Origin of the sequence: Ovoidimarina sediminis, from assembly GCF_032586175.1 — a bacterium.
Taxonomy (GTDB): Bacteria; Pseudomonadota; Alphaproteobacteria; order Rhodobacterales; family Rhodobacteraceae; genus Ovoidimarina; species Ovoidimarina sediminis.
Genome location: NZ_JAWHTE010000023.1, coordinates 27,313 through 48,134, shown reverse-complemented (window position 1 = coordinate 48,134; position 20,822 = coordinate 27,313). Strand labels below are relative to the sequence as shown.

Genomic DNA, 20,822 nt, shown 5'->3' with positions numbered 1-20,822 from the left:
CCCGCCCCTTTCATCTTCCGGGGGACGGGGCGGAGATGCTGAACTACGCCGTCAAGCGACTGGGACTGGCCGTCGCGATCGTATCGGTCGCGATGTTCCTTCTGTTCTGCATGATCTACCTCGTGCCGGGCGATCCCGCTTCCGTCGCGCTGGGCCCGAGGGCCACGGATGCGATGAAGGAGGCGCTGCGCATCAAGATGGGCCTCGACAAGCCGATCTGGGTGCAGTTCTGGAATTTCTTTACCGGCGCGTGGACCGGCGACCTTGGCGAGGAGGTTCTGTCGGGGCGGCCGGTTCTGGACGTGGTGCTGGAGCAGCTTCCCTTCACGCTGGCGCTGATCGCGGGCGGGATCAGCTGGTCGGTCGCGCTGGGCATTCCGCTGGGGTGCTGGGCCGCGATCAACCGGGGCAGCCTGGCCGACCGGCTGGTGGGTATCCTGTCGGTGGCGGTGATCGCGGTGCCGTCCTTCGTGATCGCGATCTACGCGCTTCTGATCTTCGCCGTCACGCTGCGCTGGCTGCCGGCGATCGGGGCGGGGGAGCCGGGGGACACGGGCGATCAGCTTGTGCACCTGATCCTGCCGTCGCTCGCCGTCGGGCTTGGCTGGGTGGGCTATATCGCGCGGATGGTGCGGGCCTCGATGCTGGAAGTGCTGGAGGCGAGCCATATCCGCACCGCGCGGGCCTTCGGGCTGCCCGAGGGGATGATCACCTATCGCTATGCGCTGACCATCGCGATCCTGCCGACGATCACGCTTCTGGGCGTGGGGATCGGGCAGATGCTGTCATCGGCGGTGTTCGCCGAGATCGTGTTCGCGCGCCCCGGCGTGGGCAAGCTTGTCTATGACGCGATCCTGACGCGGAATTTCCCGGTGGTGACGGGCGCGGTTCTGGTGACGACCGTTCTGTTCGTTCTTCTGAACCTTGTTGCGGATCTTCTTGTCGGAGCATTGGACCCCCGTGTCAGAAGCAGTTTCTAGCCCGCCCGCCGCCAGCCGGCCCGCGCAATCCGAGCTTTGGAAAGGCGTTCGGAGGCTTCTGCGCGAGCCCCTGGGCGTGTTCGGCCTGACGCTGGTTCTTCTGGTGATCTTCGGGGCGGTCTTTGCCGATCTGCTGACCGGGTGGGATCCGACGCGGATCAACCCGCGCGACCGGTTTCTGGACCCGAGCGGGGCGCATCTTCTGGGCACCGACCAGCTTGGGCGCGATCTTTTCGCCCGGGTTCTGCATGGCGGGCGGATCGCGCTTTACGTGGCGCTTGTCTCCACCGCCATATCGCTGGCGATCGGGATCGTGCTGGGGCTGATCGCGGGCTACGGGCCAAGATGGCTCGACAACCTGATGATCCTCGTTTTCGACGCGACGAAGAGCTTTCCGACCGTTATGCTGGCGCTGGCGCTGGTGACCATCGTGGGCCCGTCGCTGACGGCGGTGATCGTGGTGGTGATCATCGTGAACGTGCCAGGATATGCGCGGATCATCCGCACCCAGACCATCGCGATCAAGACCTCGGAATTCGTGACCGCGGCGCAGAGCATGGGGGCGTCGAATGCCCGGATCCTGCGGGTGCATATCATGCCGAACGTGATCGGCCCGCTGGTGATCCTGGCCTCGATGGACATCCCCGTGGTGATCGCGATCGAGGCGGGCATGAGCTTTCTGGGCCTCGGCGTGCGGCCGCCCACGCCAAGCTGGGGCTCGATCCTGAATGACGGGTTCAGCCAGATCCGCGACACGCCCTGGATCGCGATCGCGGGGGGCCTGCCGATCATCGTCACCACGCTGGGCTTCACCTTCCTGGGCGAGACGCTGAGGGACGTGTTCGACCCCCGGCTGAAAGGGCGCTGATGACCACGCTGAGCGTAACGGGCCTGAATGTCTGGTTCTCGACCGAAGAGGGGCCGCTGCACGCCCTGAAGGACGTGAGTTTCGATGTGCCAGAGCGGCGGATCGTGGGGATCGTGGGCGAGTCGGGCTGCGGAAAATCCACGCTGATCAACGCGATCCTCGGGCTTCTGGCGGATAACGGCGAGATCCGGGGCGGGGAGATCCTGTTCGAGGGGGCGCATGATCTGACGACGCTTGGCCCCCGGGAGATGCGCGATCTGAGAGGGCCGCGGATTTCGACGGTGTTTCAGGATCCGATGGGCGCCCTGAACCCGGTGCTGTCGGTCGGGCAGCAGATGATCAACATCCAGTACCGGTCGGGCCAGTCGAAGGCGGAAAAGGCGGCGCGGGCCGTCGAGATGCTGAAGCTCGTGCGAATCCCCGATGCGGACAGCGCGCTGGAGCGCTATCCGCACCAGTTTTCGGGCGGGATGAAGCAGCGGATCGCGATCGCGATGGCCCTGATGATGGAGCCCGCGCTTCTGATCGCGGACGAGCCGACCACCGCGCTTGACGCGACGCTTGAGGTGACGACGATCGAACTGTTGCAGGATCTGCAGGCGCAGATCGGCTGTTCGGTGATGTTCATTTCGCACCACCTGGGCGTGATCGCGGAACTCTGCGACGACGTGGTGGTGATGTATGCGGGCGAAGTGGTGGAGCGGGGAAGCGTGCGCGACGTGTTCCACGACCCGCGCCACCCCTATACGCGGCGGCTTCTGGAATGCGACCCGGCGCGGCAGACCGAACGCACGCGGGTTCTGCCGACGATCCCGGGGGAAATCCCCGATCTGCGGCACCGGCCCGAGGGCTGCGTCTTCGCCCCGCGGTGCCTGGAGCGGCATGCGGGTTGCGAGGCGCCGCAGGCGGAACTGCGCGTCGCCGACGGGCACAGCGCGCGGTGCAACCTTGCGCTTGCGGCGGCGGGGGTGGAGGCATGAGCGCCGATCCGATCCTTTCGGTGCGCGATGTGGAGGTGGCGTTTCCGGTGGGGCGCATGATGGCACGCGGTGCGATCCTGGGCGTGGCCGGGGTGAGTTTCGAGGTGAAGCGGGGCGAGACCTTCGCGCTGGTCGGCGAAAGCGGATCGGGCAAGACGACGCTGGCGCGGGCGATCAACGGGCTTCAGGAGATCAGCCGGGGCGAGATCACCTTCGAGGGCCGGCGGATCGACGGGCTGGGCCGGGGGCAGATGAAGCCGATCCGGAAGCGCATGTCGATGATGTTTCAGGATCCGGTTGGATCGCTGTCGCCCCGGATGACGGTGGGCGACCTGGTGACGGAGCCCTACCGGATTCACGGGGCGGAGGGGAAGGACCTGCGGGAAGAGACGGCGCGGCTTCTGTCGCTTGTCGGCCTGCCTGCCAACTTCGCGTCGCGCTATCCGCACCAGTTGTCGGGCGGGCAGGCGCGGCGGGTGGGCGTGGCGCGGGCCATCGCGCTCGACCCCGCGCTGGTCATTGCCGACGAGCCGACCGCCGGGCTCGATGTTTCGGTGCAGGGGGAGGTTCTGAACCTTCTCAATGAACTTCGCGAGCGGCTGGGTCTGGCGATGGTGATCATCACCCACAACCTGCACGTGGTGCATCACGTGGCGGACCGGACCGCGGTGATGTATCTCGGCCGGTTCGTGGAGATCGGCGAGACGGAGGCGATGTTCGCCGCGCCGCGCCATCCCTATACCGCCGCGCTTCTGTCGGCGAACCCCGAGCCCGACCCCGACAAGGTGCATGACCGGATTACGCTGCCGGCCGAGGTGCCGTCGCTTCTGGCGCGGCCGTCGGGCTGCGAGTTTCACACGCGCTGCCCGTGGGCGCAGGAGATTTGCGCGCGCGAGGTGCCGCCCGCGGGCGATGTCGCCTGCCATTTTCCGCTGGCGCCCGGGGCGCGCCCGCCGGTTCGGGAGACTGCCGAATGACCGAAGTGATCGAAACCGTCTGGATCCCCATGCCGGACGGAACGCGGCTGGCCGCGCGGCTTTGGCTGCCCGAGGGCGCGCGGAAGGCGCCGGTGCCCTGCATCCTTGAATACATCCCCTACCGCCGGCGGGACCGGACGCGGATGCGGGACGAAAGCATGCATCCCCATTTCGCCGAGGCGGGCTATGCCGCGATCCGGGTGGATATCCGGGGCTATGGCGACAGCGAGGGGCTGGCGGAAGACGAGTATTCGCACCAGGAGACGCAGGACGGCCACGATGTGATCGCGTGGATCGCGGCGCAGGATTGGTGCGACGGGACTGTGGGCATGTTCGGCAAGAGCTGGGGTGCCTACAACGCCTTCCAGGTGGCCGCGACGCGCCCGCCCGCCCTGAAGGCGATCATCCCGGTGATGGGCACCGACGACCGCTGGCGCGAGGACATCCATTTCTATGGCGGCTGCCTGGCGAACGACAACTTCTGGTGGGGCGCGATCATGCAGCTTTACAACGCCATGCCGCCCGATCCGGAGATCGTGGGGGCGGAGCGCTGGCTGGAGATGTGGCGCGCGCGGCTGGAGGGGGCGGAGTTCTGGCCGGCCATGTGGCTTCGTCACCAGACCCATGACGCGGTGTGGCGGCGGGGTTCGATCTGCGAGGATTACGCCGACGTGACGGTGCCGGTCTATTTCTTCGGGGGCTGGGCGGATCTGTTCCGCGACACGCCGTTCCGGATCGCCGAACATCTGAAAGGCCCAGTGAAGGTGATGATGGGGCCCTGGGCGCATCTTTACCCGCATGAAGGCGTGCCGAGCCCGCGTGCGGATTTCGTGGGCGAGGCGATCCGGTTCTGGGATCACTGGCTGAAGGGGATCGATACCGGGCTGATGGACGAGCCGCCCTTGCGGTTCTTCCTGCAGGACAGCGTGGCGCCGTCGGGGACGATCACCGAGCGGGAGGGCCGCTGGGTCGAGGAGGCGGGCTGGCCGTCGCCGCATGTATCTGACCAGGTTCTGTGGCTGAATGCCGGGGCGCTTGGGGAGGCGCCAGGGTCGGGGGCCGAGATGACGGTGTGTTCGCCGCAGACCTTCGGGGCGGCGGGGGGCGACATGTGCTCTTTCGCGATCCCCGGCGATATGCCCGTCGATTGCCGCGTGGATGCGGGCGGGGCCCTGCAGTTCAGGGGCGCGCCGCTTGACGCGCCAATCGAGATCCTCGGGCAGCCGGAGCTGCGCCTCACGGTCGCGGCGGACCAGGCGCAGGGGTTCGTCGCCGCCCTTCTGGTCGACGAGGCGCCGGACGGGGCGCAGACCCTTCTGGCGCGCGGCTTCTGCAACCTGACCCACCGGGAGGACGACACCGCGCCGACGCCGGTTGTGCCGGGCGAGGAGATGGAGGTGACCGTGCCATTCCACGGGATCGGGTGCCGGGTGCTGGCGGGGCACCGGGTCGTGGTGCAGATCGCCTCGGCCTATTGGCCGATCCTCTGGCCCGCGCCCGCGCCGGTGACGCTGACGCTTCGGCCGGGCGTGTCGGCGCTGCGCCTGCCTGTGCGGGAGGCCCCGGCAGGGACGCCCGCCCCGCGCGACCTGCCCGAACCGCCGAAGCGGGAGGTGCGCCGGCCGGTGACGCGGGTGCGGGACGGGTCGATGGAACGCTCCATCCACACGGATCTGACGACCGGCGAGGTGACCCATCGTTTCTTCCTCGACGGGGGCGTGTTCGGGCCGGTGGGCGACCTTCGGCTGGACGATATCGGGACGGTGCTGAGCGATATCTCCGACCGGCACTATACGATCCGGGCCGATGACCCGCTGTCGACCAGGGCCGTGATGGAGCAGACCGCGAGTTTCACGCGCGAGGACTGGCACGCGAAGATCCAGGCCTATGCCGAGCAGCGGGCGACGGCGACCGACTTTCACCTGACCTCGCGGATGCGCTGCTGGTCGGGTGAAAAGCTGATCTTCGAGGAAGAGAAAACCCACGTCATTCCAAGGAACGGCATGTAATGACCGACATAGCGATCAGAACCGACTTCCCGCGCAAGGTGCGGGAGATCGAGAACACATGGATCCCGATGCCCGACGGCACGAAGCTGGCCGCGCGGATCTGGTTGCCGAAGGATGCCGAGGACGATCCGGTTCCCGCGATCCTCGAATACCTGCCCTACCGGAAGCGGGACGGGACGGTGGAGCGGGACGCGACCACGCATCCCTATTTCGCGGGCTATGGCTATGCCGGGGTGCGGGTGGACATGCGCGGCACGGGCGACAGCGAGGGTGTGTGCCTGGGCGAGTACCTGTTGCAGGAGCAGGACGATGCGCTGGCCGTGATCGACTGGCTGGTCGCACAGCCCTGGTGTTCGGGCAAGGTGGGGATGATCGGGATCAGCTGGGGCGGGTTCAACGGTCTTCAGGTGGCCGCGCGCCAGCCCGAGGGGCTGGGGGCGGTGATTACCCTGTGCTCGACAGACGACCGCTATACCGATGACATCCATTTCATGGGCGGGGCGATGCTGACCGACAAGCTCGCCTGGGGGGCGACGGCGTTCGCGATCGCCAACACTCCGCCCGATCCCGCGATCGTCGGCGATCGCTGGCGGGGCATGTGGGAGGAGCGGATCGCGCAGAACGGCCTTTGGTTCCGCGACTGGGTGGCGCATCAGCGGCGGGATGCCTTCTATGCCCATGGTTCGATCTGCGAGGATTGGGAGAAGGTGCAGGTGCCGGTCTATGCCGTGGGCGGTTATGCCGATGGCTATACCAACCCGATCTTCCGGATGATGGAGCATCTGCCGGGCCCGAGGAAGGCGCTTGTCGGCCCCTGGGCGCACAAGTACCCGCATTTCGCGACGCCGGAACCCCGGATCGGGTTTCTTCAGGAGTGCCTGCGCTGGTGGGACCAGCACCTGAAGGGGATCGACACGGGCATCACGGAGGAACCGATGATCCGGGCCTGGATGCAGGGGCCTGCCGCACCGTCGCCCCATGCCGTGCCGCGGCCCGGGCGCTGGATCAGCGCGGAGGGCTGGCCGGTGGCGGGGGCCGCGACGCGGGCGCTTCATCTTGGCCCTTCGGGTTTGAGCGATGCCGCCGAGGACGGGGCCGGGCCGATCCGGATCGCATCGCCCGAGACCGCCGGTTGGACGGCGCAGACCTGGTGCATCTACGGCGTGGACGCGGACGGGGCGCTTGACCAGATGGGCGAGGCCGGACTGATGACCGGGTTCGAGACCGGGCCCCTGGCGGAGGATCTGGAGATCTTCGGGTTTCCGCGTCTGCACGCCCGGGTGACGAGCCGGACGGCGCAGGCGAACCTCGCTGCCGTTCTGTCGATGGTGGCCCCCGACGGGACGGCGCGGCTGGTGAGTTTCGGGATCCTGAACCTGACCCACCGGGAGAGCCACGCCAGCCCAGAGCCGATGCCGGCGGGCGCGGCGGTGGATGTGACGGTGCAGCTGAACGTGATCGGGCAGACGGTGCCCGCAGGTTACAAGCTGCGGCTGGCGCTGTCGTCGGCCTATTGGCCGATGATCTTCCCCTCGGCGGAAAAGGCTGAGCTTGAGCTTGATCCGGCGGCCACGTGGCTGGAGCTGCCGTTGCACGACCCAGCCGCGCCGCAGCCCGAGTTGGCGGAGTTCGGGCCGGCCGAGGGCGCGGCGCCGCTTGAGACCGAGGTGCTGAGCGAAGGATCGGGCCGCCGGGTGCGGGAGGTGGATCTGGCCTCCGGCGTCGAGACGACGGTCAGGGCCGACGATACCGGGCTTCACCGCCACGTCCATACCGGGATCGCGGTCAGGTATCAGAACAGCGACACGTTCCGCATTCATCCGGGCGACCCGAATTCGGCCGAGCTGACCTGCCGCTGGAGCAAGCACTATTCGCGCGGCGACTGGAGCGCGGAACTTGATGCCACGGTGTCGATGCAGGCCTTGCGGGACGTCTGGCACATCACCGCGCGGCTCGAGGCGCGCGATGGCGAAGAGGTGGTGGCCGTCAGGGAATGGGACGAGAAGATCCCGCGGGACATGGTTTAGCCCATGGCCGTCTTTCCCGGCTTTTCGCCGCGGGCGGAGACCCACAGGCTGGAGACGGCCGAGGGCGTTTCGATGCGGGTGGTGACCGAGGGGGCGGGGCCCGATGTGGTTTTCGTTCCCGGCGGGGACCAGACGGCGGAAGCCTATTCGCAGCAGTTCGCGCGGCTTTCGGGGCGCTATCGCTGCATCGCCTACGACCCGCGCGGGGCCGGGGAGACGACCGCGCCCGCGCCGCCCTGGACGATGGCGGATTATGCGCGGGACTGCGCGGCGGTGATCGACGCTTTCGCGGGCGGCCGGGCGGTGGTGACGGGGCTGTCGCTGGGCGGGCTTGTGACCCAGGCGACGGCGATCGATTTCCCCGGGAGGGTGCGGCTGGCCATTCCGATCGGGACGGCGGCCTATATCGACGGCTTCACGCGCGACTGGATGCAGGCGGAGATCGACCTGAGGCGCGCGGGGATCCGGTTGCCCGAGTATTTCCTCGCCCCGCATTACGCGGCCTATGCCTTTCCGGCGAAGGCGCTGGGGGACGCGGCGCTTTGGGCGCAGATCAAGGAAAGCTATACGATCCGGTTTCGCGACCGGGACCCGCAGGACACCATCGACCAGTGGCAGGCCTGCCTTGATTTCGATTGCCGGGAGGCGCTGAAGACCTGCCCGGTGCCGTTTCACGTGATCGCGTTTTCCGAGGACGTTCAGACCCCGCCCGCGATGTGCCGGGTGGTTGCGGACCTGGTGCCGGACGGCACGTTTCACGAGATCGCGGGGCTTGGCCATGTCTCGATGGTGCGGCACCGGCCGGAGGTGGTGGCGGCGACGCTTCTCGAGATCCTCGACGGGGCGTGAGGGGCGATGCCGCGGATCGCCATCGCCGGGTTTCAGCATGAGACGAACGCCTATTCCCCGGTTCTGACGGGGCTGGCGGAATTCGAGATGGCGGATTCCTGGCCCGGGCTTCTGACCGGCCGGGCGGTGATCGAAGAGACGCGGGGGATGAACCTGCCGATTGCCGGCTTCGCGCAGGCAGCCGGGGGGGTGGCGGATCTGGTGCCGATCCTGTGGTGCGCGGCGGAGCCCGCGGGGTTCGTGACCGATGCCGCCTTCGACGAGATCGCCGGGCGGATCGTGGAGGGGGTGCGGCGGGCCGGGGCGCTTGACGGGATCTACCTCGACTTGCACGGCGCGATGATCACGCAGTCGGACGAGGACGGGGAGGGCGCGCTGCTGGAGCGGCTGCGGGGCCTCGTGGGGCCCGACCTGCCGATTGCCGTGAGCCTCGATCTGCATGCCAATGTCAGCGAGCGGATGGTGGCGCTGGCGGATGTGATGACGATCTACCGGACCTATCCGCATCTCGACATGGCGAATACGGGCGCGCGGGCCTGGGGGCGGCTGGCGGCGTGTCTGGATGCGGGGCGGCCGGCGAAGGCGTTCCGGCGGGCGGGCTTCGCGGTGCCGCTTCAGGCCCAGCACACGGGCGCCGATCCGGCGCGGCGGCTTTACCGTGATCTGCCCGATGCGCCGGGGGCGCTTGTGGAACTGGCGCTGGGCTTCACGGCCTGCGAGACGCCCTGTCGGTTTCCGTCCGTCGTGGCCTATGCGGCGTCGCTCGGGGCGGCGGACAGGTTGGCGGACGCAGCCTTCGCGGCGCTTCTGGCGGCGGACGGGGCGTTTGACCGGCAGCTTCTGCCGGCAGAGGCGGGGGTGGCCGAGGCGCTGGCCTGGCAGGGCGCGCGCCCGGTGATCCTGGCCGATGTGCAGGACAATCCGGGGGCGGGCGGAAGTTCGGACACGACGGGGCTTTTGCGGGCGCTTGTGGCGGCGGGAGCCCGAGGCGCGCTTCTGGGGCTGATGCACGATCCGGATGTTGCGGCGGCAGCCCATCTGGCGGGCGTGGGGGCCGCGTTCGAGGGGGCGCTGGGCGGGCGGTCGGGCGTGGCGGGAGACCGGCCCTTCGAGGGGCGGTTCCGGGTGGAGGCCCTGAGCGACGGCCTCTGCCGTTATACCGGCGAGATGTATGGCGGCGGGGTGGGGATGCTGGGGCCGAGTGCCGTGGTGTCGCTTCCCGGATCGGGCGCGGATATCCGGGTGGTGGTGACGAGCATTCGCAACCAGTGCCTCGATCTCGCGCAGTTCACGATGTTCGGGCTTGATCCCGCCGGGGCGCGGATCGTCTGTGTGAAGAGCACGGCGCATTTCCGGGCGGATTTCGCGCCGATTGCCGGGCGGATCATCCCGGTGGCGGCGCCGGGGCTGTTTCCCTGTATGCTCTGACGTTCAGGTGCGGGCGGCGAGGTAGAGATCGATCAGATCGTCCACCGCGTCGTTCAGGCTGCGTTCCTGGCTGAGCCGCCCGGCAATGGCGAGGGCGAAGATCCCGTAAAGCCCGTTCCAGAGAAGCCGGGCATCGCGCAACCGGCGATCGGCCTGATCGGGCCCGTAGAGTTCGGAAACCGCTTCGCAGAGAAGATCGAGCAGACGCTGGATCTCGGACAGATAGGCCGGCGTGGCCTGGTATTCGGGGGCGAAGGGGTAGTTGATGATCGCATCCCATTCCCGGGGGTGGGTTTTCGCGAAGCTGACGAAGGCATCGGCGAGCGCGCGCAGGCGATGCTGGACCGAGCCTTCCGCCATGTGCGCGTGGCAATGGGCGTAGAGCATGCGCAGGGTTTCGGTGTTCATCTGTTCCACGAGGTCGTCGCGGTTCTGGAACACCTGGTAGATCGTTCCGCTGGTATAGCCGATTCGGTCGGCCAGTTTGCGGGTGGAAAGGGCGGAAACGCCCTTTTCCCGCACGATGGATCGCGCCGCCTCAAGGGCCAGATCCTTGAGTTCTGCGCGCGTATGATCTGATCTTCTTGCCATATTTCAGAGGGTTACAGGAAAAGTGACGGGAAGGTCAAGGAAAATATTGACCGGTGATTAATTTCGGAGGATATATTGAGCAGTGATTAATTAATGAGGAGCGATCCGATGACTGCATGTCCAGACCGCGTGATCCCGATGCCGCAGGTGGCGGCGATGGCCGCGCCGGAGCCTGAGAATACCCTGGCGCCCGAGGCGCGGCAGGCCGCCTATCTGGGGGCGCGGGCGCAGGCGATCGGGTGGTGCTCGATCCTTGCCGGGGCGCTGAGCGGGATGCTGATGGGGCTTTGGTCGTTCGACGGCCCGTTTCCGGTGCCGGGCTGGATCGGGGGGTATGACGAGCTGCCGCGCCGGTTTCTGCGGCTCGCGCATATCGCGATGTTCGCGCTGGGGATGCTGCACGTGATGGTGGGCAAGTGGCTTGCGACATCCCGGATGCCGCACCGCTTCAAGAGATCGGGCTATGCCACTATGGCACTTGGGAATTTCCTGATGCCCGCCACGCTGATCGGCGCCGCGATCTGGGCGCCGCTGAAATACGCAACCGCCGTGCCGACGCTGGCGCTGACCATCGCCTTCGCGATCGTCGCGCAGGATGCGGTGCGCGCGATGCGGAGGGTGTGACGATGACACGGCAGGAGATCGAAACGGCCATCCGTTCCGCGCTTGCGGAGCTGACGGGCGAGGACATCGCGGCGATCGCGCCGGAGGAGGATCTGGGAGCGGCGATCGGGCTGGATAGCCTCGGGCGGCTCGAACTTCTGGCGGAGGTGGAGGACCGGTTCGACCTGTTCTTCCCCGATGCCGACAGCGAGAGCGCGGGGACGATCACCGGCATGATCGACATCGTAACGCGGGAACTGGCCCGCAAAGAGGAGGCGGCGTGATGCGTATCGGTTTGATTGCGATGAGCGGGGTGCGGGTGCGCACCAAGGAACTGGCGGAACTGGGTGTGACCCTTCCGGGCTTCGTGAACCGGGGCAAGGTGATCGCCTCGCTGCCGAGCCTGGGGCTTCTGACCGTCGCCGCGCTGACGCCGCCCGATGTCGAGGTCGAGTATATCGAGTTCGACGAGGTGCCGGAGGCCGATGGCGACCTGCCGATGTTCGACCTCGTGGGCCTGTCCTCCTTCACCGCGCGGATCGACGCGACCTATGCGCTGGCCGACCGGTATCGCGCGATGGGCGTGCCGGTGGTGCTGGGCGGCCTTCACGTGACGCTGATGCCCGACGAGGCGCAGGCCCATGCCGATGCGATCGTGCTGGACGGGGCGGAGGGGGCCTGGCCCGAGCTGGTGCGGGACTTTCAGGCCGGGTGCATGAAACCGCGCTACCGGGGGCTGAAGAAGGATGTCTTCAAGCCCGAAAACTACGTCGAGCCGCGGTTCGACCTGCTGAAGGGCCGGCCCTACAACCGGGTGACGGTGCAGACCTCGCGCGGGTGCCCGATCAATTGCGAGTTCTGCGCGGCGAGCATCCGCATCACCTCGAGCTTCCAGCAGAAGCCGGTGGAGCGGGTGATTTCGGAACTCAGGGCCGTGACGGAGGTGGTGGACCTGCCATTCGTGGAGTTCGCCGACGACAACACCTTCGTGAACAAGAAGTGGGGCAAGGCGCTGTTGCGCGAGATGGCGCCGCTGAACCTCAAGTGGTTCACGGAGACCGATATCACGGTGGCCGACGATCCCGAGCTTCTGGATCTGATGGCGAAGGCCGGGTGCCGGCAGATCCTGATCGGGCTGGAGAGCCCGAGTGCCTCGGGCCTGCGCGGGATCGACCCGCATGACTGGAAGGCGCGGCGGTTCGACACCTATCTTGAGGCCATCGCGCGCATCCAGGCGGCGGGGATCAGCGTGAACGGCACCTTCGTTCTGGGCCTTGATTCCCATACGCCGGATATCTTTGCCGAGTTGCGGGATTTCGTGCGGGCATCGAACCTTCTGGAGGTGCAGCTGACGGTGCAGACGCCGTTTCCGGGCACGCCGCTTTATGCGCGGCTGAAGCAGACCGGGCGGCTTCTGACCGACCGGTTCTGGGACCGGTGCACGCTGTTCGACGTGAACTATCGCCCGCTGCGGATGAGCGTGGACGCGTTGGAGAGCGGGTTCCGGTGGCTTGCGGGCGAGGTGTACAACGAGCGCGAGTTCAACCGGCGGAAGCGGCATTACATGGATCTGACGCGGGCGCGTTCAGCGCCGCAGCCGTTCCCGATGCAGCTGTCGGCCTGAGGCGATGGGCGCAGGTATGGCATCCCTTGCGGACGGGGCGGAACCCGCCCCGCCGCCGATGGAAAGAGTGGCGCAGAGGCGCCTGTTTTCCTGGTATCTTTTCGACTGGGCCAGCCAGCCCTACAACACGCTTCTGCTGACCTTCATCTTCGCGCCCTACCTGACGGACCTGATCGGAAGCGGGGCGGAGGCGCAGGCGGTCTGGGGGCTGACCGTGGGCCTTGCCGGGCTGGTGATGGCGATCCTGTCGCCCGTTCTGGGGGCCGTGGCGGATGCGAGCGGGCGGCGGATGCCGTGGATCTGGGGATTTTCCGGGCTTTACGTGGTGGGGAGTGCGGGGCTTTGGTTCGCGGTGCCGGGGGCGGAAACGCTCTGGCCGATCCTCGGGCTGTTCGCGCTTGGCCTGATCGGGATGGAATGTGCGACCGCCTTCACGAATGCGATGCTGCCGGGCCTGGCGCCGCGGGCGGAGCTGGGCCGGGTGTCGGGCACAGGCGCCGCCGTCGGATATGCCGGCGGGCTTGTCGCGCTTCTGATCGCGCTTGGGTTTCTGGCCGAAGGGGCGGAGACGGGCGTGACGCTTTTCGGGTTTGCGCCCGCCTTCGGGCTTGATGCGGCGGCGCGGGAGGGGACGCGGTTCGTCGGGCCCTTCACCGCGGTGTGGTACGGGCTGTTCATGGTGCCGTTCTTCCTGACGATCCGCGACCGGGCGGCGGGCCCGCGTGCGCCGGTCGATCTGGTGGCGGGCCTGCGGCGGGTCGGGGCGACGATCAGGCGCCTGCCCCGGACGCCGAGCCTTGCGCGGTTCCTCGCGGCCTCGATGCTGTACCGCGATGCGCTGTCGGGCCTTTACGTCTTCGGCGGGATCTACGCCGCCGGGGTGATGGGCTGGACGATCCCCGAGATCGGGGTGTTCGGGATCGTGGCGATCCTGGCGAGCGCGGTCAGCGCCTGGCTTGGCGGGCTGGCCGACCGGCGGTTCGGGCCGATGCCGGTGGTGGCGGTTTCCATCGCCGTGCTGATCGCGGTGTCGGGGGCGCTTGTGCTGGTGTCGCCCGACAGCCTGTTCGGCCTGCCGGTCGCCCCCGGATCGCGCCTGCCGGATGTTGGGTTCTACCTTCTCGGGGCGCTGATCGGCGCGGCGGGCGGGGCGCTTCAGGCCGCGAGCCGGACGCTGATGGTGGCGCAGGCGCCGGGGGCGCGGATGACGGAGGCCTTCGGGCTTTATGCGCTGGCGGGCAAGGCGACCTCTTTCGTTGCGCCGATGAGCATTGCCGCCGTGACCGCGCTGACGGGCAGCCAGCAGCTTGGGATCCTGCCCGTGCTCGGGCTTCTGGGGCTGAGCCTCTGGCTTTTGAAGGGTGTCAGGACAGATGGAGACGCAGGATGAGACTGGCGGATCGGCTGATGCGCGCGTTCGGGCGCGTTCTGATGAAATGCTTTTTCCGGAAGATCGAGATCGAGGGGGCCCAGCGGTTTCCGACCGACGGCCCGGTGATCGTGGTCGCCAATCACCCCAACAGCCTGATCGACGGGGTGCTTCTTTCAAGCTTCCTGCCGCGCCACGCGCGCCTTCTGGCGGCGAGCATTCTTTGGGATTACCTGCCGCTGCTGCCGCTTCTGCGGGCCGGCGGGGTGATCCCCGTCTACCGGCGGCAGGATGTGGGGGCGCAGGCGGGGCGGAACGACGGGGCGTTCCGGGCGGCCGTGGGGGCGCTGTCGGAGGGGCAGGTGCTGGCGCTTTTCCCCGAGGGCGTGAGCCACAATGCGCCGCATCTTCTGCCCCTGAAACACGGGGCGGCGCGGATCGCGCGGGAGGCGCTGGCGGCGGGAGGCACGGAGGGGCTGAGGATCGTGCCCGTGGGGCTGCACTATGACAGCAAGACGCAGTTCCGGTCGAACGCGCGGCTGACCATCGGGGCGCCGGTGGATCCGGCGGCCTATGTCGGCGCGGAGGCACCGGAGGAAGGGGTGGTGCAGCTGACGGAGGCGTTGAGCGCCCGGCTTCGGGACGTGGTGGAACCCCCGGTGGCGGAGGTCGCGCGCGCCCGTGTGCCATTGGCCCGGCGGGTACTGCCGGCGGCGGTTCTGGCGCTGGCGTCGCTGCCGAATGGCCTGCCCTGGCTTCTGTCGCGGCGGGCGGCAAAGGGAAAGGACACGGACAAACGCGCGACATGGTCGCTTTTCGCCGCGCTCTGGCTGTTTCCTGTGGGGTGGCTTGCTTTCGCGCTGGCCGCGTCGGGGCCGATCGCCGGGGCGCTGCCCGAGGGCATCCCGGGCGCGCTGGCGGCGGCCGCGGGGTTCGCGGCGGGGCCGGTTCTGGGCCTGCTGGGGATCTGGGCGATGGACCGGCGGCGCGGGCGCCTGGAAGAGATCAGGCCGCCATCCCGAGAGCGTCCATGACATGTTTCGGGCCGGTGGGCCGGATCCGTGTGGGGTTGAGCGCCTTGATCGCGTAATAGCCGCGCGTGATGTGATCCATGTTCACCGTCTCGCGCATGCCCGGCAGGCTTAGGATCCGCAGCATGTAGGCCGAGAGGCGCGGATAGTCGGCGATCTGGCGGCGGTTCGTCTTGAAGATCCCGTGATAGGCGGCGTCGAAGCGGATCAGGGTGACGAAGGTTCGGATATCCGTTTCGGTCAGGCGATCGCCGAAGAGATAATCGCCCGTCAGCCGGGCTTCGAGCCGGTCGAGGGTGGCGAAGACACCGTCCACGGCCTCGTCATAGGCCTCCTGCGTGCCTGCGAAGCCGGCTTTGTAGACGCCGTTGTTGAGGGTTTCGTAGATCTCGGCGTTCAGCGCATCGATCTCGGGCGCGAGATCCCGGGGATAGAGCCGGAGATCCGAGGGTGCGCGCCTTTCGAAGGCGGTGTCGAACATGCGCAGGATGTCGGCGCTTTCGTTGTTCACCAGGACGTTTCGCTTCATGTCCCAGAGCACCGGGACGGTGGCGCGGCCGGTGAAGCGCGGGTCGGCGCGGGTGTAGAGTTCGTGGATGTGGCGCGCGCCGAAGAGCGGATCGTCGTCGGCCCCGTCATAGCCGCCGAATTCCCACCCCCGGTCGCCGAGAACCGGGTTGACCACGGTGACCGGGATCAGGGCGTCGAGCCCCTTCAGCTTGCGGGCGATCAGGGTGCGCGAGGCCCAGGGGCAGATCAGCGCGACGTAGAGGCGGTAGCGGCCCGGCTCGGCGGGAAAGCCCGCGTTGCCCGTGGGCCCCGCGCTGCCGTCGGGGGTGATCCAGTTGCGGAAGCTGGATACCTGGCGGAGGAAGCGGCCTTTCGCGTCGGCCTTCTGCACCGGTTGCCAGTCTTCCGTCCATGTGCCGTTTACGAGCATCTGAGCACCTCAGCTTGCGTGAAACACGAAGGACCGCATGGAGACCGAGCCGAGATCGATCTTGTCGGTCATGAAGGTGAGATCGTCGCGGGCGTCAGAGGCGCCGGCGATGGTGAGGGCGGGCATGTAGTGATCGACGGTGGGGTGGGCGAGCGACAGAAGTTCGCCCAGGCTCTCGCGATCGGCCAGGGCGGCGACGTTGCGGTCGGAGAGCCGCGCGGCGAAGAGCGCATCGAAATCGAGCGCGAAATCGTGGGGTGTGCTGTTCGGGGCCCAGTTCACCCTGCGCAGGTTGTGCACGACATTGCCCGAGCCGAGGATCAGGACGCCCAGATCGCGAAGTTCGGACAGGGTGCGCCCGACCTCGAGCTGGTGGGCGAGGCCCCGGCCCATGTCGATCGAGACCTGGAAGACCGGGAGATCGGCCTCTGGGTAAAGGAATTTCAGGACCGTCCAGGCGCCGTGATCGAGCCCCCAGCTGTCATCCTCCTGTGCGTGGTGGCTGGCCAGCAGGGTGACGACCTCGCGCGCGAGATCCGGGTTGCCGGGGGCGGGATAGTCTTGCTGAAAGAGCGCTTCGGGGAAGCCGTAGAAATCGTGGATCGTGCGCGGCATGGCCGAGACATCGACGAGGGTGGTGCCGTTCGTCATCCAGTGGGCGGAGACGACGAGGATTGCCCGGGGGCGGGGGAGGGCGGTGCCGAGGGCCGTCCAGGCGCGGCTGAATTCGGTGTCTTCGATGGCGTTCATCGGGCTGCCGTGGCCGAGGAAGACAAGCGGCATGCGGTCGGAGGGCGCGAGGCCGTCCTTCAGCTCGTCTAGGGTGCGGGTGGCGGGCATCTTGCGGCGCTTTCGTCTGGCGGGTGCGGGCCAGGCCCGCGATGCGGGCCTGACGGTGGCGGAGGTCAGGCGAACTGCCCCAGCATGCGCTGCAGGAAGGGCGGGCGAAGGGCATAGGCCCCGGCGCCGAGAAGCGCGATGGCCCCCTGCACGACGGCCCAGAACAGCGGGAATTCCCAGCCGCCGCCTTCGCCCGAGAAGAGCCAGCCGTTGCCTGCATGCGCCCAGGTGGCCCCGAGAAGCACCGGGATCAGCGCGAGGGATACAAGCCGCACCCCGACCCCGAGGATCAGCGCGAGCCCGCCGCCGATTTCCGCGAGAATGGTGAGATAGGCAAGGGCGCCGGGCAGGCCGAGGCTTTCGAAATAGCCGACCGTGCCGGCAATCGTGAACACGTTTACCTTCAGAAGGCCGTGGGCGATGAACAAGACGCCGCTCGACACCCGCAGGAGCGTCGCGGCGTAATCAGTGTTGGAATAGTTGGACATCTCTCTGGGTTCCTTTCTGTCGCCGGAAGGCGGTTGGGTGCGTCTGGACCCAAGAATAGGCCTTGCTGTTTATCAATAAAATGGCGATGTTGTTGAATGACTAAGAATAAAATGTTCCTAAAAAGATCAGATGGACGTCACCGATGAACTGAAGGCCTTCGTGGCGACCGCAAAGGCGGGATCGTTTACCGCCGCTGCCGATCAGCTTGGCGTTTCGAACCGGCTGACCTCGAAATACGTGGCGGAGCTGGAGGGCCGGCTTGGGGTGCGGCTGTTTCAGCGGACGACGCGGAAGGTGGGGCTGACGCCTGCGGGGGAGGATCTTCTGGCGCGGGCACCCGCACTTCTGGACGAGCTTGACGATCTTCTGGCGGAGGTATCGGAAGGATCGCGAGGCCTGACCGGGGTGATCCGGATCTCGGCGCCGGTGAGTTTCGGGGAGGTGCAGGTGAGCGGCCTGCTGGGCCGGTTCGCGGCGAAGCACCCGGGGCTGAGTTTCGATCTGCGCCTGACGGATACCTTCGTCGATCTGGCGAGCGAGGGGATCGATCTGGCGTTTCGCATCGGCCAGTCGGAGATGCTGTCGCTGAAGGCGCGGAAGCTAGGAGAGATCCGGTCGGTCGCGGTGGCGAGCCCGGCCTATGTCGCGGCGCACGGGGCGCCCGGGACGCCGGAGGACCTGGCGGGCCATGCCTGTATCCTCGACACCAACCGCCGCGCCGCGCGCCGCTGGCCGTTCCGGAAGGGCGGGGCGGATCGGGTGACGGAGGTGCAGGGGCGGTTCCAGGTGAATTCCGCCAAGGCATCGGTGGAGCTTGCGGCGGCGGGGCTTGGGATCGCCTACGTGCCGCGCTTCGCCGTCGGGAACGCGCTGGAAGAGGGGCGGCTGGTGACGGTGCTGGACGTGTACGAGGGCCTCGCCGTTCCGCTGAGTGCTGTCTATCTCGAAGGGCGGAGGCTGCCCCGCAAGGTGCGGGCGCTGATCGATTTCGCGGCTGAGGATGTGCGGGCGGCGGGCGTATTCTAGCCGCCATTGCGCGGGCTGCACGCGATGCCGAGGGCGGTCATTTCCCCGGAAGGCTTTGACCCGGCGGCAATCACGCTACACTGAGGGGTATGGGAGGACCGCGATGAAGATAGGCAAGGCCGGCACGGCGAGCACTTCGATTTCCACGGCGACACCGGATGCGATCACGGTGCGGGGCCATGACCTGGTGACCGAGTTGATGGGGCAGCTGAGTTTCACCGGGTATTTCTATCTGCTGACCACCGGGAAGAGGCCGACGGAGGAGCAGACCTTCTTCCTCGACCTGCTGCTTGTGTCGATTGCCGAGCACGGGCTGGTGCCGACCAATCAGGCGGCGCGGATGACCTATGCGGCGGATCCCGATTTCCTGCAGGGCGCGGTGGCGGCCGGTCTTCTGGGCTGCGGCAAGGTGATCCTCGGGACGACGGAGATCGCGGGCGCCTTCCTGCGCGACACGCGGGAGCGGATCGATGGCGGCGAGACGGTGGACGAGATCATCATGGCGATGCGGGACGGGGGCCGGCGGCTGCCGGGCTTCGGGCACCCCTTGCACAAGCCCGTCGATCCGCGGGCGCAGCGCATCCTCACGCTGGCGGCGGAGCGGGGCGTTGCGGGCCCCCATGTGACGCTGGCGCGCGAGATCGAGGAGGCCGTCGGGCGGCTGTGGCCGAAGCCCCTGCCGATGAACGTGTCTTTCGCGATCCCCGCGGTGCTTCTCGATCTCGACTTCCCGGTGTCGGTTCTGAAGGGCATTCCCATTCTGGCCAGAACCGCGAGCCTTCTGGCGCATCTTGCGGAAGAGGCGGAGCGGCCCATCGGTTTCACCCTGTCCCACCATGCCGAGATGGGCATCACCTTCGACCCCGGGACACCCGAAACGTGAGCGCGGCGGACACCCCCTGGGAGGCGCAGCGCGCGCTGGACGAGCCGCTCTATCGCGCCCAGCTTGGCTATCTTCTGGAGCGGTCGGAGTTCTACCGCGCGAAGCTGGCCGCAGCCGGGATCGCGACGGCGGAGGCGGCGGGGGGCCTTGAGCGGATTCACGAGCTTCCCTTCACCGAAAAGGACGAATTGCGCGCCTCGCGGGACGAGGCGCATCCGATCGGGCGGCACCTGGCCGCGCCCATGGAGGAGGTCGTGCGCGTCTATTCGACGAGCGGGACGACCGGGACGCCGAGCTATATCCCCCTGACGGCGGAGGACCTGGCGAACTGGGTGGAGATCTCGACACGGTCCTACGGGGCGAGCGGCCTGTCTTCCGGCGAACGGATGGTGACGACCTATAATGCGGGGCCCTTCGTGGCGGGCGTGACGCTTGATGCCTTCGCGAAGATCGGGGTGTGCCATATCCCGGTGGGCGCCGGGAATACCGAACGCCTGATGGCCGCGGTGCAGCTTCTGAAGCCCACGGCGCTTGGCTGCACGCCGTCTTACGCGATGCACCTTGCCGAATGGGCGGTGGAGCGGGGCGTGGATACGGCCGGTTCCTCGGTCGACAAGATCCTTGTCGCCGGCGAGCCGGGCGGGGGAGAGCCCGAGATGCGGCGACGGATCGAGGAGGCCTGGGGCGCGCGGGTGACGGAGGCGATGGGGATCGGCGATATCTCCGTCTCGCTTTGGGGGGAGTGCACGGCGCAGGACGGGATGCATTTTTCCGGCCGGGGTTTCGTGCATGTCGAACTGATCGATCCCGAGACGGGGGCCGCGCTTCCCATGGAGGACGGCGCGGAAGGGGAACTGGTGTACACCCACCTGAGGCATCGGGCCGCGCCGCTGTTGCGGTTCCGGTCGCGGGACCGGGTGCGCCTGTCGACCGGCCCCTGCGCCTGCGGGCGGACCGCGCCGCGCGTGCGCTGTATCGGGCGGACCGACGATCTTCTGATCGTGCGGGGGGTGAATGTCGTTCCCACTGCCGTGCGGGATGTCGTGGGCCGGATGGGTGGAGAGGTGAGCGGCACGATTTCGATCCGCCCGAGGGCGAAGGCCGTGAAGCAGGCGCCGCCCCTGCCGGTCGTTGTCGAACTGGCGCGGGATGCCGTGCCGGACGAGGCGCTGGCCGGGCGCATCCGCCAGCGGCTGCGCGATGAGTTGCTTGTGACCACCGAGGTTACGCTGGTGCCGTTCGGCTCGTTGCCGCGGACGGATTACAAATCGAAGCTCGTGGACTGGTCGCAGTCGGGCTGAGCGAAGG

20 protein-coding genes are annotated in these 20,822 nt (G+C 67.9%); 16 read left to right on the top strand and 4 right to left on the bottom strand.

Annotated elements, in window-relative coordinates; translation table 11 throughout:
- The first annotated feature begins 35 nt into the window (after positions 1-35).
- From RXV90_RS20465 to RXV90_RS20430, 8 genes are read left to right on the top strand one after another with little or no spacing between them, the layout of a single operon-like run.
- On the top strand, positions 36-980 hold the full coding sequence (locus tag RXV90_RS20465) for an ABC transporter permease (RefSeq protein WP_316651227.1): 945 nt from the start codon (positions 36-38) through the stop codon (positions 978-980).
- Complete coding sequence (locus RXV90_RS20460; protein WP_316651225.1) at positions 961-1,848, top strand: ABC transporter permease; 888 nt, start codon at positions 961-963, stop codon at positions 1,846-1,848. The genes RXV90_RS20465 and RXV90_RS20460 overlap by 20 nt, the downstream gene beginning before the upstream one ends.
- On the top strand, positions 1,848-2,828 hold the full coding sequence (locus RXV90_RS20455; RefSeq protein ID WP_316651223.1) for an ABC transporter ATP-binding protein: 981 nt from the start codon (positions 1,848-1,850) through the stop codon (positions 2,826-2,828). The genes RXV90_RS20460 and RXV90_RS20455 overlap by 1 nt, the downstream gene beginning before the upstream one ends.
- Positions 2,825-3,805, top strand: a complete 981-nt coding sequence (locus RXV90_RS20450) for an ABC transporter ATP-binding protein (RefSeq protein WP_316651221.1) — start codon at positions 2,825-2,827, stop codon at positions 3,803-3,805. Before RXV90_RS20455 ends, RXV90_RS20450 begins: the two co-directional genes overlap by 4 nt.
- Positions 3,802-5,814 carry a CocE/NonD family hydrolase gene (locus tag RXV90_RS20445; RefSeq protein ID WP_316651219.1) on the top strand — a complete coding sequence of 671 codons (2,013 nt, stop codon included), beginning with the start codon at positions 3,802-3,804 and terminating at the stop codon, positions 5,812-5,814. Before RXV90_RS20450 ends, RXV90_RS20445 begins: the two co-directional genes overlap by 4 nt.
- The gene (locus RXV90_RS20440) at positions 5,814-7,841 is read left to right on the top strand and encodes a CocE/NonD family hydrolase (protein WP_316651217.1); all 2,028 of its coding nucleotides are present in this window, start codon (positions 5,814-5,816) and stop codon (positions 7,839-7,841) included. The genes RXV90_RS20445 and RXV90_RS20440 overlap by 1 nt, the downstream gene beginning before the upstream one ends.
- Positions 7,842-7,844: 3 nt before the next feature.
- On the top strand, positions 7,845-8,690 hold the full coding sequence (locus RXV90_RS20435) for an alpha/beta fold hydrolase (RefSeq protein WP_316651215.1): 846 nt from the start codon (positions 7,845-7,847) through the stop codon (positions 8,688-8,690).
- A 6-nt stretch (positions 8,691-8,696) separates the two neighbouring features.
- A complete protein-coding gene (locus tag RXV90_RS20430; RefSeq protein WP_316651213.1) occupies positions 8,697-10,118 on the top strand; it encodes a M81 family metallopeptidase in 1,422 nt (473 codons plus the stop codon).
- Between the two features lie 3 nt (positions 10,119-10,121).
- On the opposite strand, the gene RXV90_RS20425 is transcribed toward RXV90_RS20430, so the two are convergent.
- On the bottom strand, positions 10,122-10,709 hold the full coding sequence (locus tag RXV90_RS20425) for a TetR/AcrR family transcriptional regulator (protein WP_316651211.1): 588 nt from the start codon (positions 10,707-10,709) through the stop codon (positions 10,122-10,124).
- 108 nt (positions 10,710-10,817) lie between these two features.
- On the opposite strand from RXV90_RS20425, the gene RXV90_RS20420 reads away from it, so the two are divergent.
- Genes RXV90_RS20420 through RXV90_RS20400 form a run of 5 tightly spaced genes read left to right on the top strand, consistent with a single transcriptional unit; the run spans position 10,818 to position 15,339 of the window.
- Positions 10,818-11,333: a hypothetical protein gene (locus RXV90_RS20420; RefSeq protein ID WP_316651209.1), complete on the top strand. Its 516-nt coding sequence runs from the start codon at positions 10,818-10,820 to the stop codon at positions 11,331-11,333.
- Positions 11,334-11,335: 2 nt separating this feature from the next.
- Positions 11,336-11,596: an acyl carrier protein gene (locus RXV90_RS20415; protein ID WP_316651207.1), complete on the top strand. Its 261-nt coding sequence runs from the start codon at positions 11,336-11,338 to the stop codon at positions 11,594-11,596.
- Positions 11,596-12,936, top strand: a complete 1,341-nt coding sequence (locus tag RXV90_RS20410; RefSeq protein ID WP_316651205.1) for a B12-binding domain-containing radical SAM protein — start codon at positions 11,596-11,598, stop codon at positions 12,934-12,936. The genes RXV90_RS20415 and RXV90_RS20410 overlap by 1 nt, the downstream gene beginning before the upstream one ends.
- Before the next feature lie 58 nt (positions 12,937-12,994).
- Positions 12,995-14,326, top strand: a complete 1,332-nt coding sequence (locus RXV90_RS20405) for an MFS transporter (protein WP_410482390.1) — start codon at positions 12,995-12,997, stop codon at positions 14,324-14,326.
- Positions 14,323-15,339 (top strand): lysophospholipid acyltransferase family protein, encoded by a 1,017-nt coding sequence (locus tag RXV90_RS20400; protein ID WP_316651199.1) that lies wholly within the window; start codon positions 14,323-14,325, stop codon positions 15,337-15,339. Before RXV90_RS20405 ends, RXV90_RS20400 begins: the two co-directional genes overlap by 4 nt.
- Here the strand turns inward: RXV90_RS20400 and RXV90_RS20395 are convergent.
- From RXV90_RS20395 to RXV90_RS20385, 3 genes are all read right to left on the bottom strand, one after another.
- Positions 15,311-16,276, bottom strand: a complete 966-nt coding sequence (locus RXV90_RS20395) for a glutathione S-transferase family protein (protein ID WP_316651197.1) — start codon at positions 16,274-16,276, stop codon at positions 15,311-15,313. The two genes, RXV90_RS20400 and RXV90_RS20395, sit on opposite strands and share 29 nt — an antisense overlap.
- A 9-nt stretch (positions 16,277-16,285) precedes the next feature.
- Positions 16,286-17,116: a 4,5-DOPA-extradiol-dioxygenase gene (gene ygiD, locus RXV90_RS20390; protein WP_316651195.1), complete on the bottom strand. Its 831-nt coding sequence runs from the start codon at positions 17,114-17,116 to the stop codon at positions 16,286-16,288.
- 65 nt (positions 17,117-17,181) lie between these two features.
- Entirely contained in the window at positions 17,182-17,604 is a 423-nt protein-coding gene (locus RXV90_RS20385; protein ID WP_316651194.1) for a DoxX family protein, read from the bottom strand.
- Positions 17,605-17,734: 130 nt separating this feature from the next.
- On the opposite strand from RXV90_RS20385, the gene RXV90_RS20380 reads away from it, so the two are divergent.
- The 3 genes from RXV90_RS20380 (at position 17,735) to RXV90_RS20370 (ending at position 20,815) form a co-directional block, all read left to right on the top strand.
- Complete coding sequence (locus RXV90_RS20380; protein ID WP_316651192.1) at positions 17,735-18,631, top strand: LysR family transcriptional regulator; 897 nt, start codon at positions 17,735-17,737, stop codon at positions 18,629-18,631.
- 103 nt (positions 18,632-18,734) lie between these two features.
- Positions 18,735-19,514, top strand: coding sequence for a citryl-CoA lyase (locus tag RXV90_RS20375; RefSeq protein WP_316651190.1), 780 nt, complete (start codon positions 18,735-18,737; stop codon positions 19,512-19,514).
- Positions 19,511-20,815, top strand: coding sequence for a phenylacetate--CoA ligase family protein (locus tag RXV90_RS20370; protein ID WP_316651188.1), 1,305 nt, complete (start codon positions 19,511-19,513; stop codon positions 20,813-20,815). Before RXV90_RS20375 ends, RXV90_RS20370 begins: the two co-directional genes overlap by 4 nt.
- Positions 20,816-20,822 lie beyond the last annotated feature (7 nt).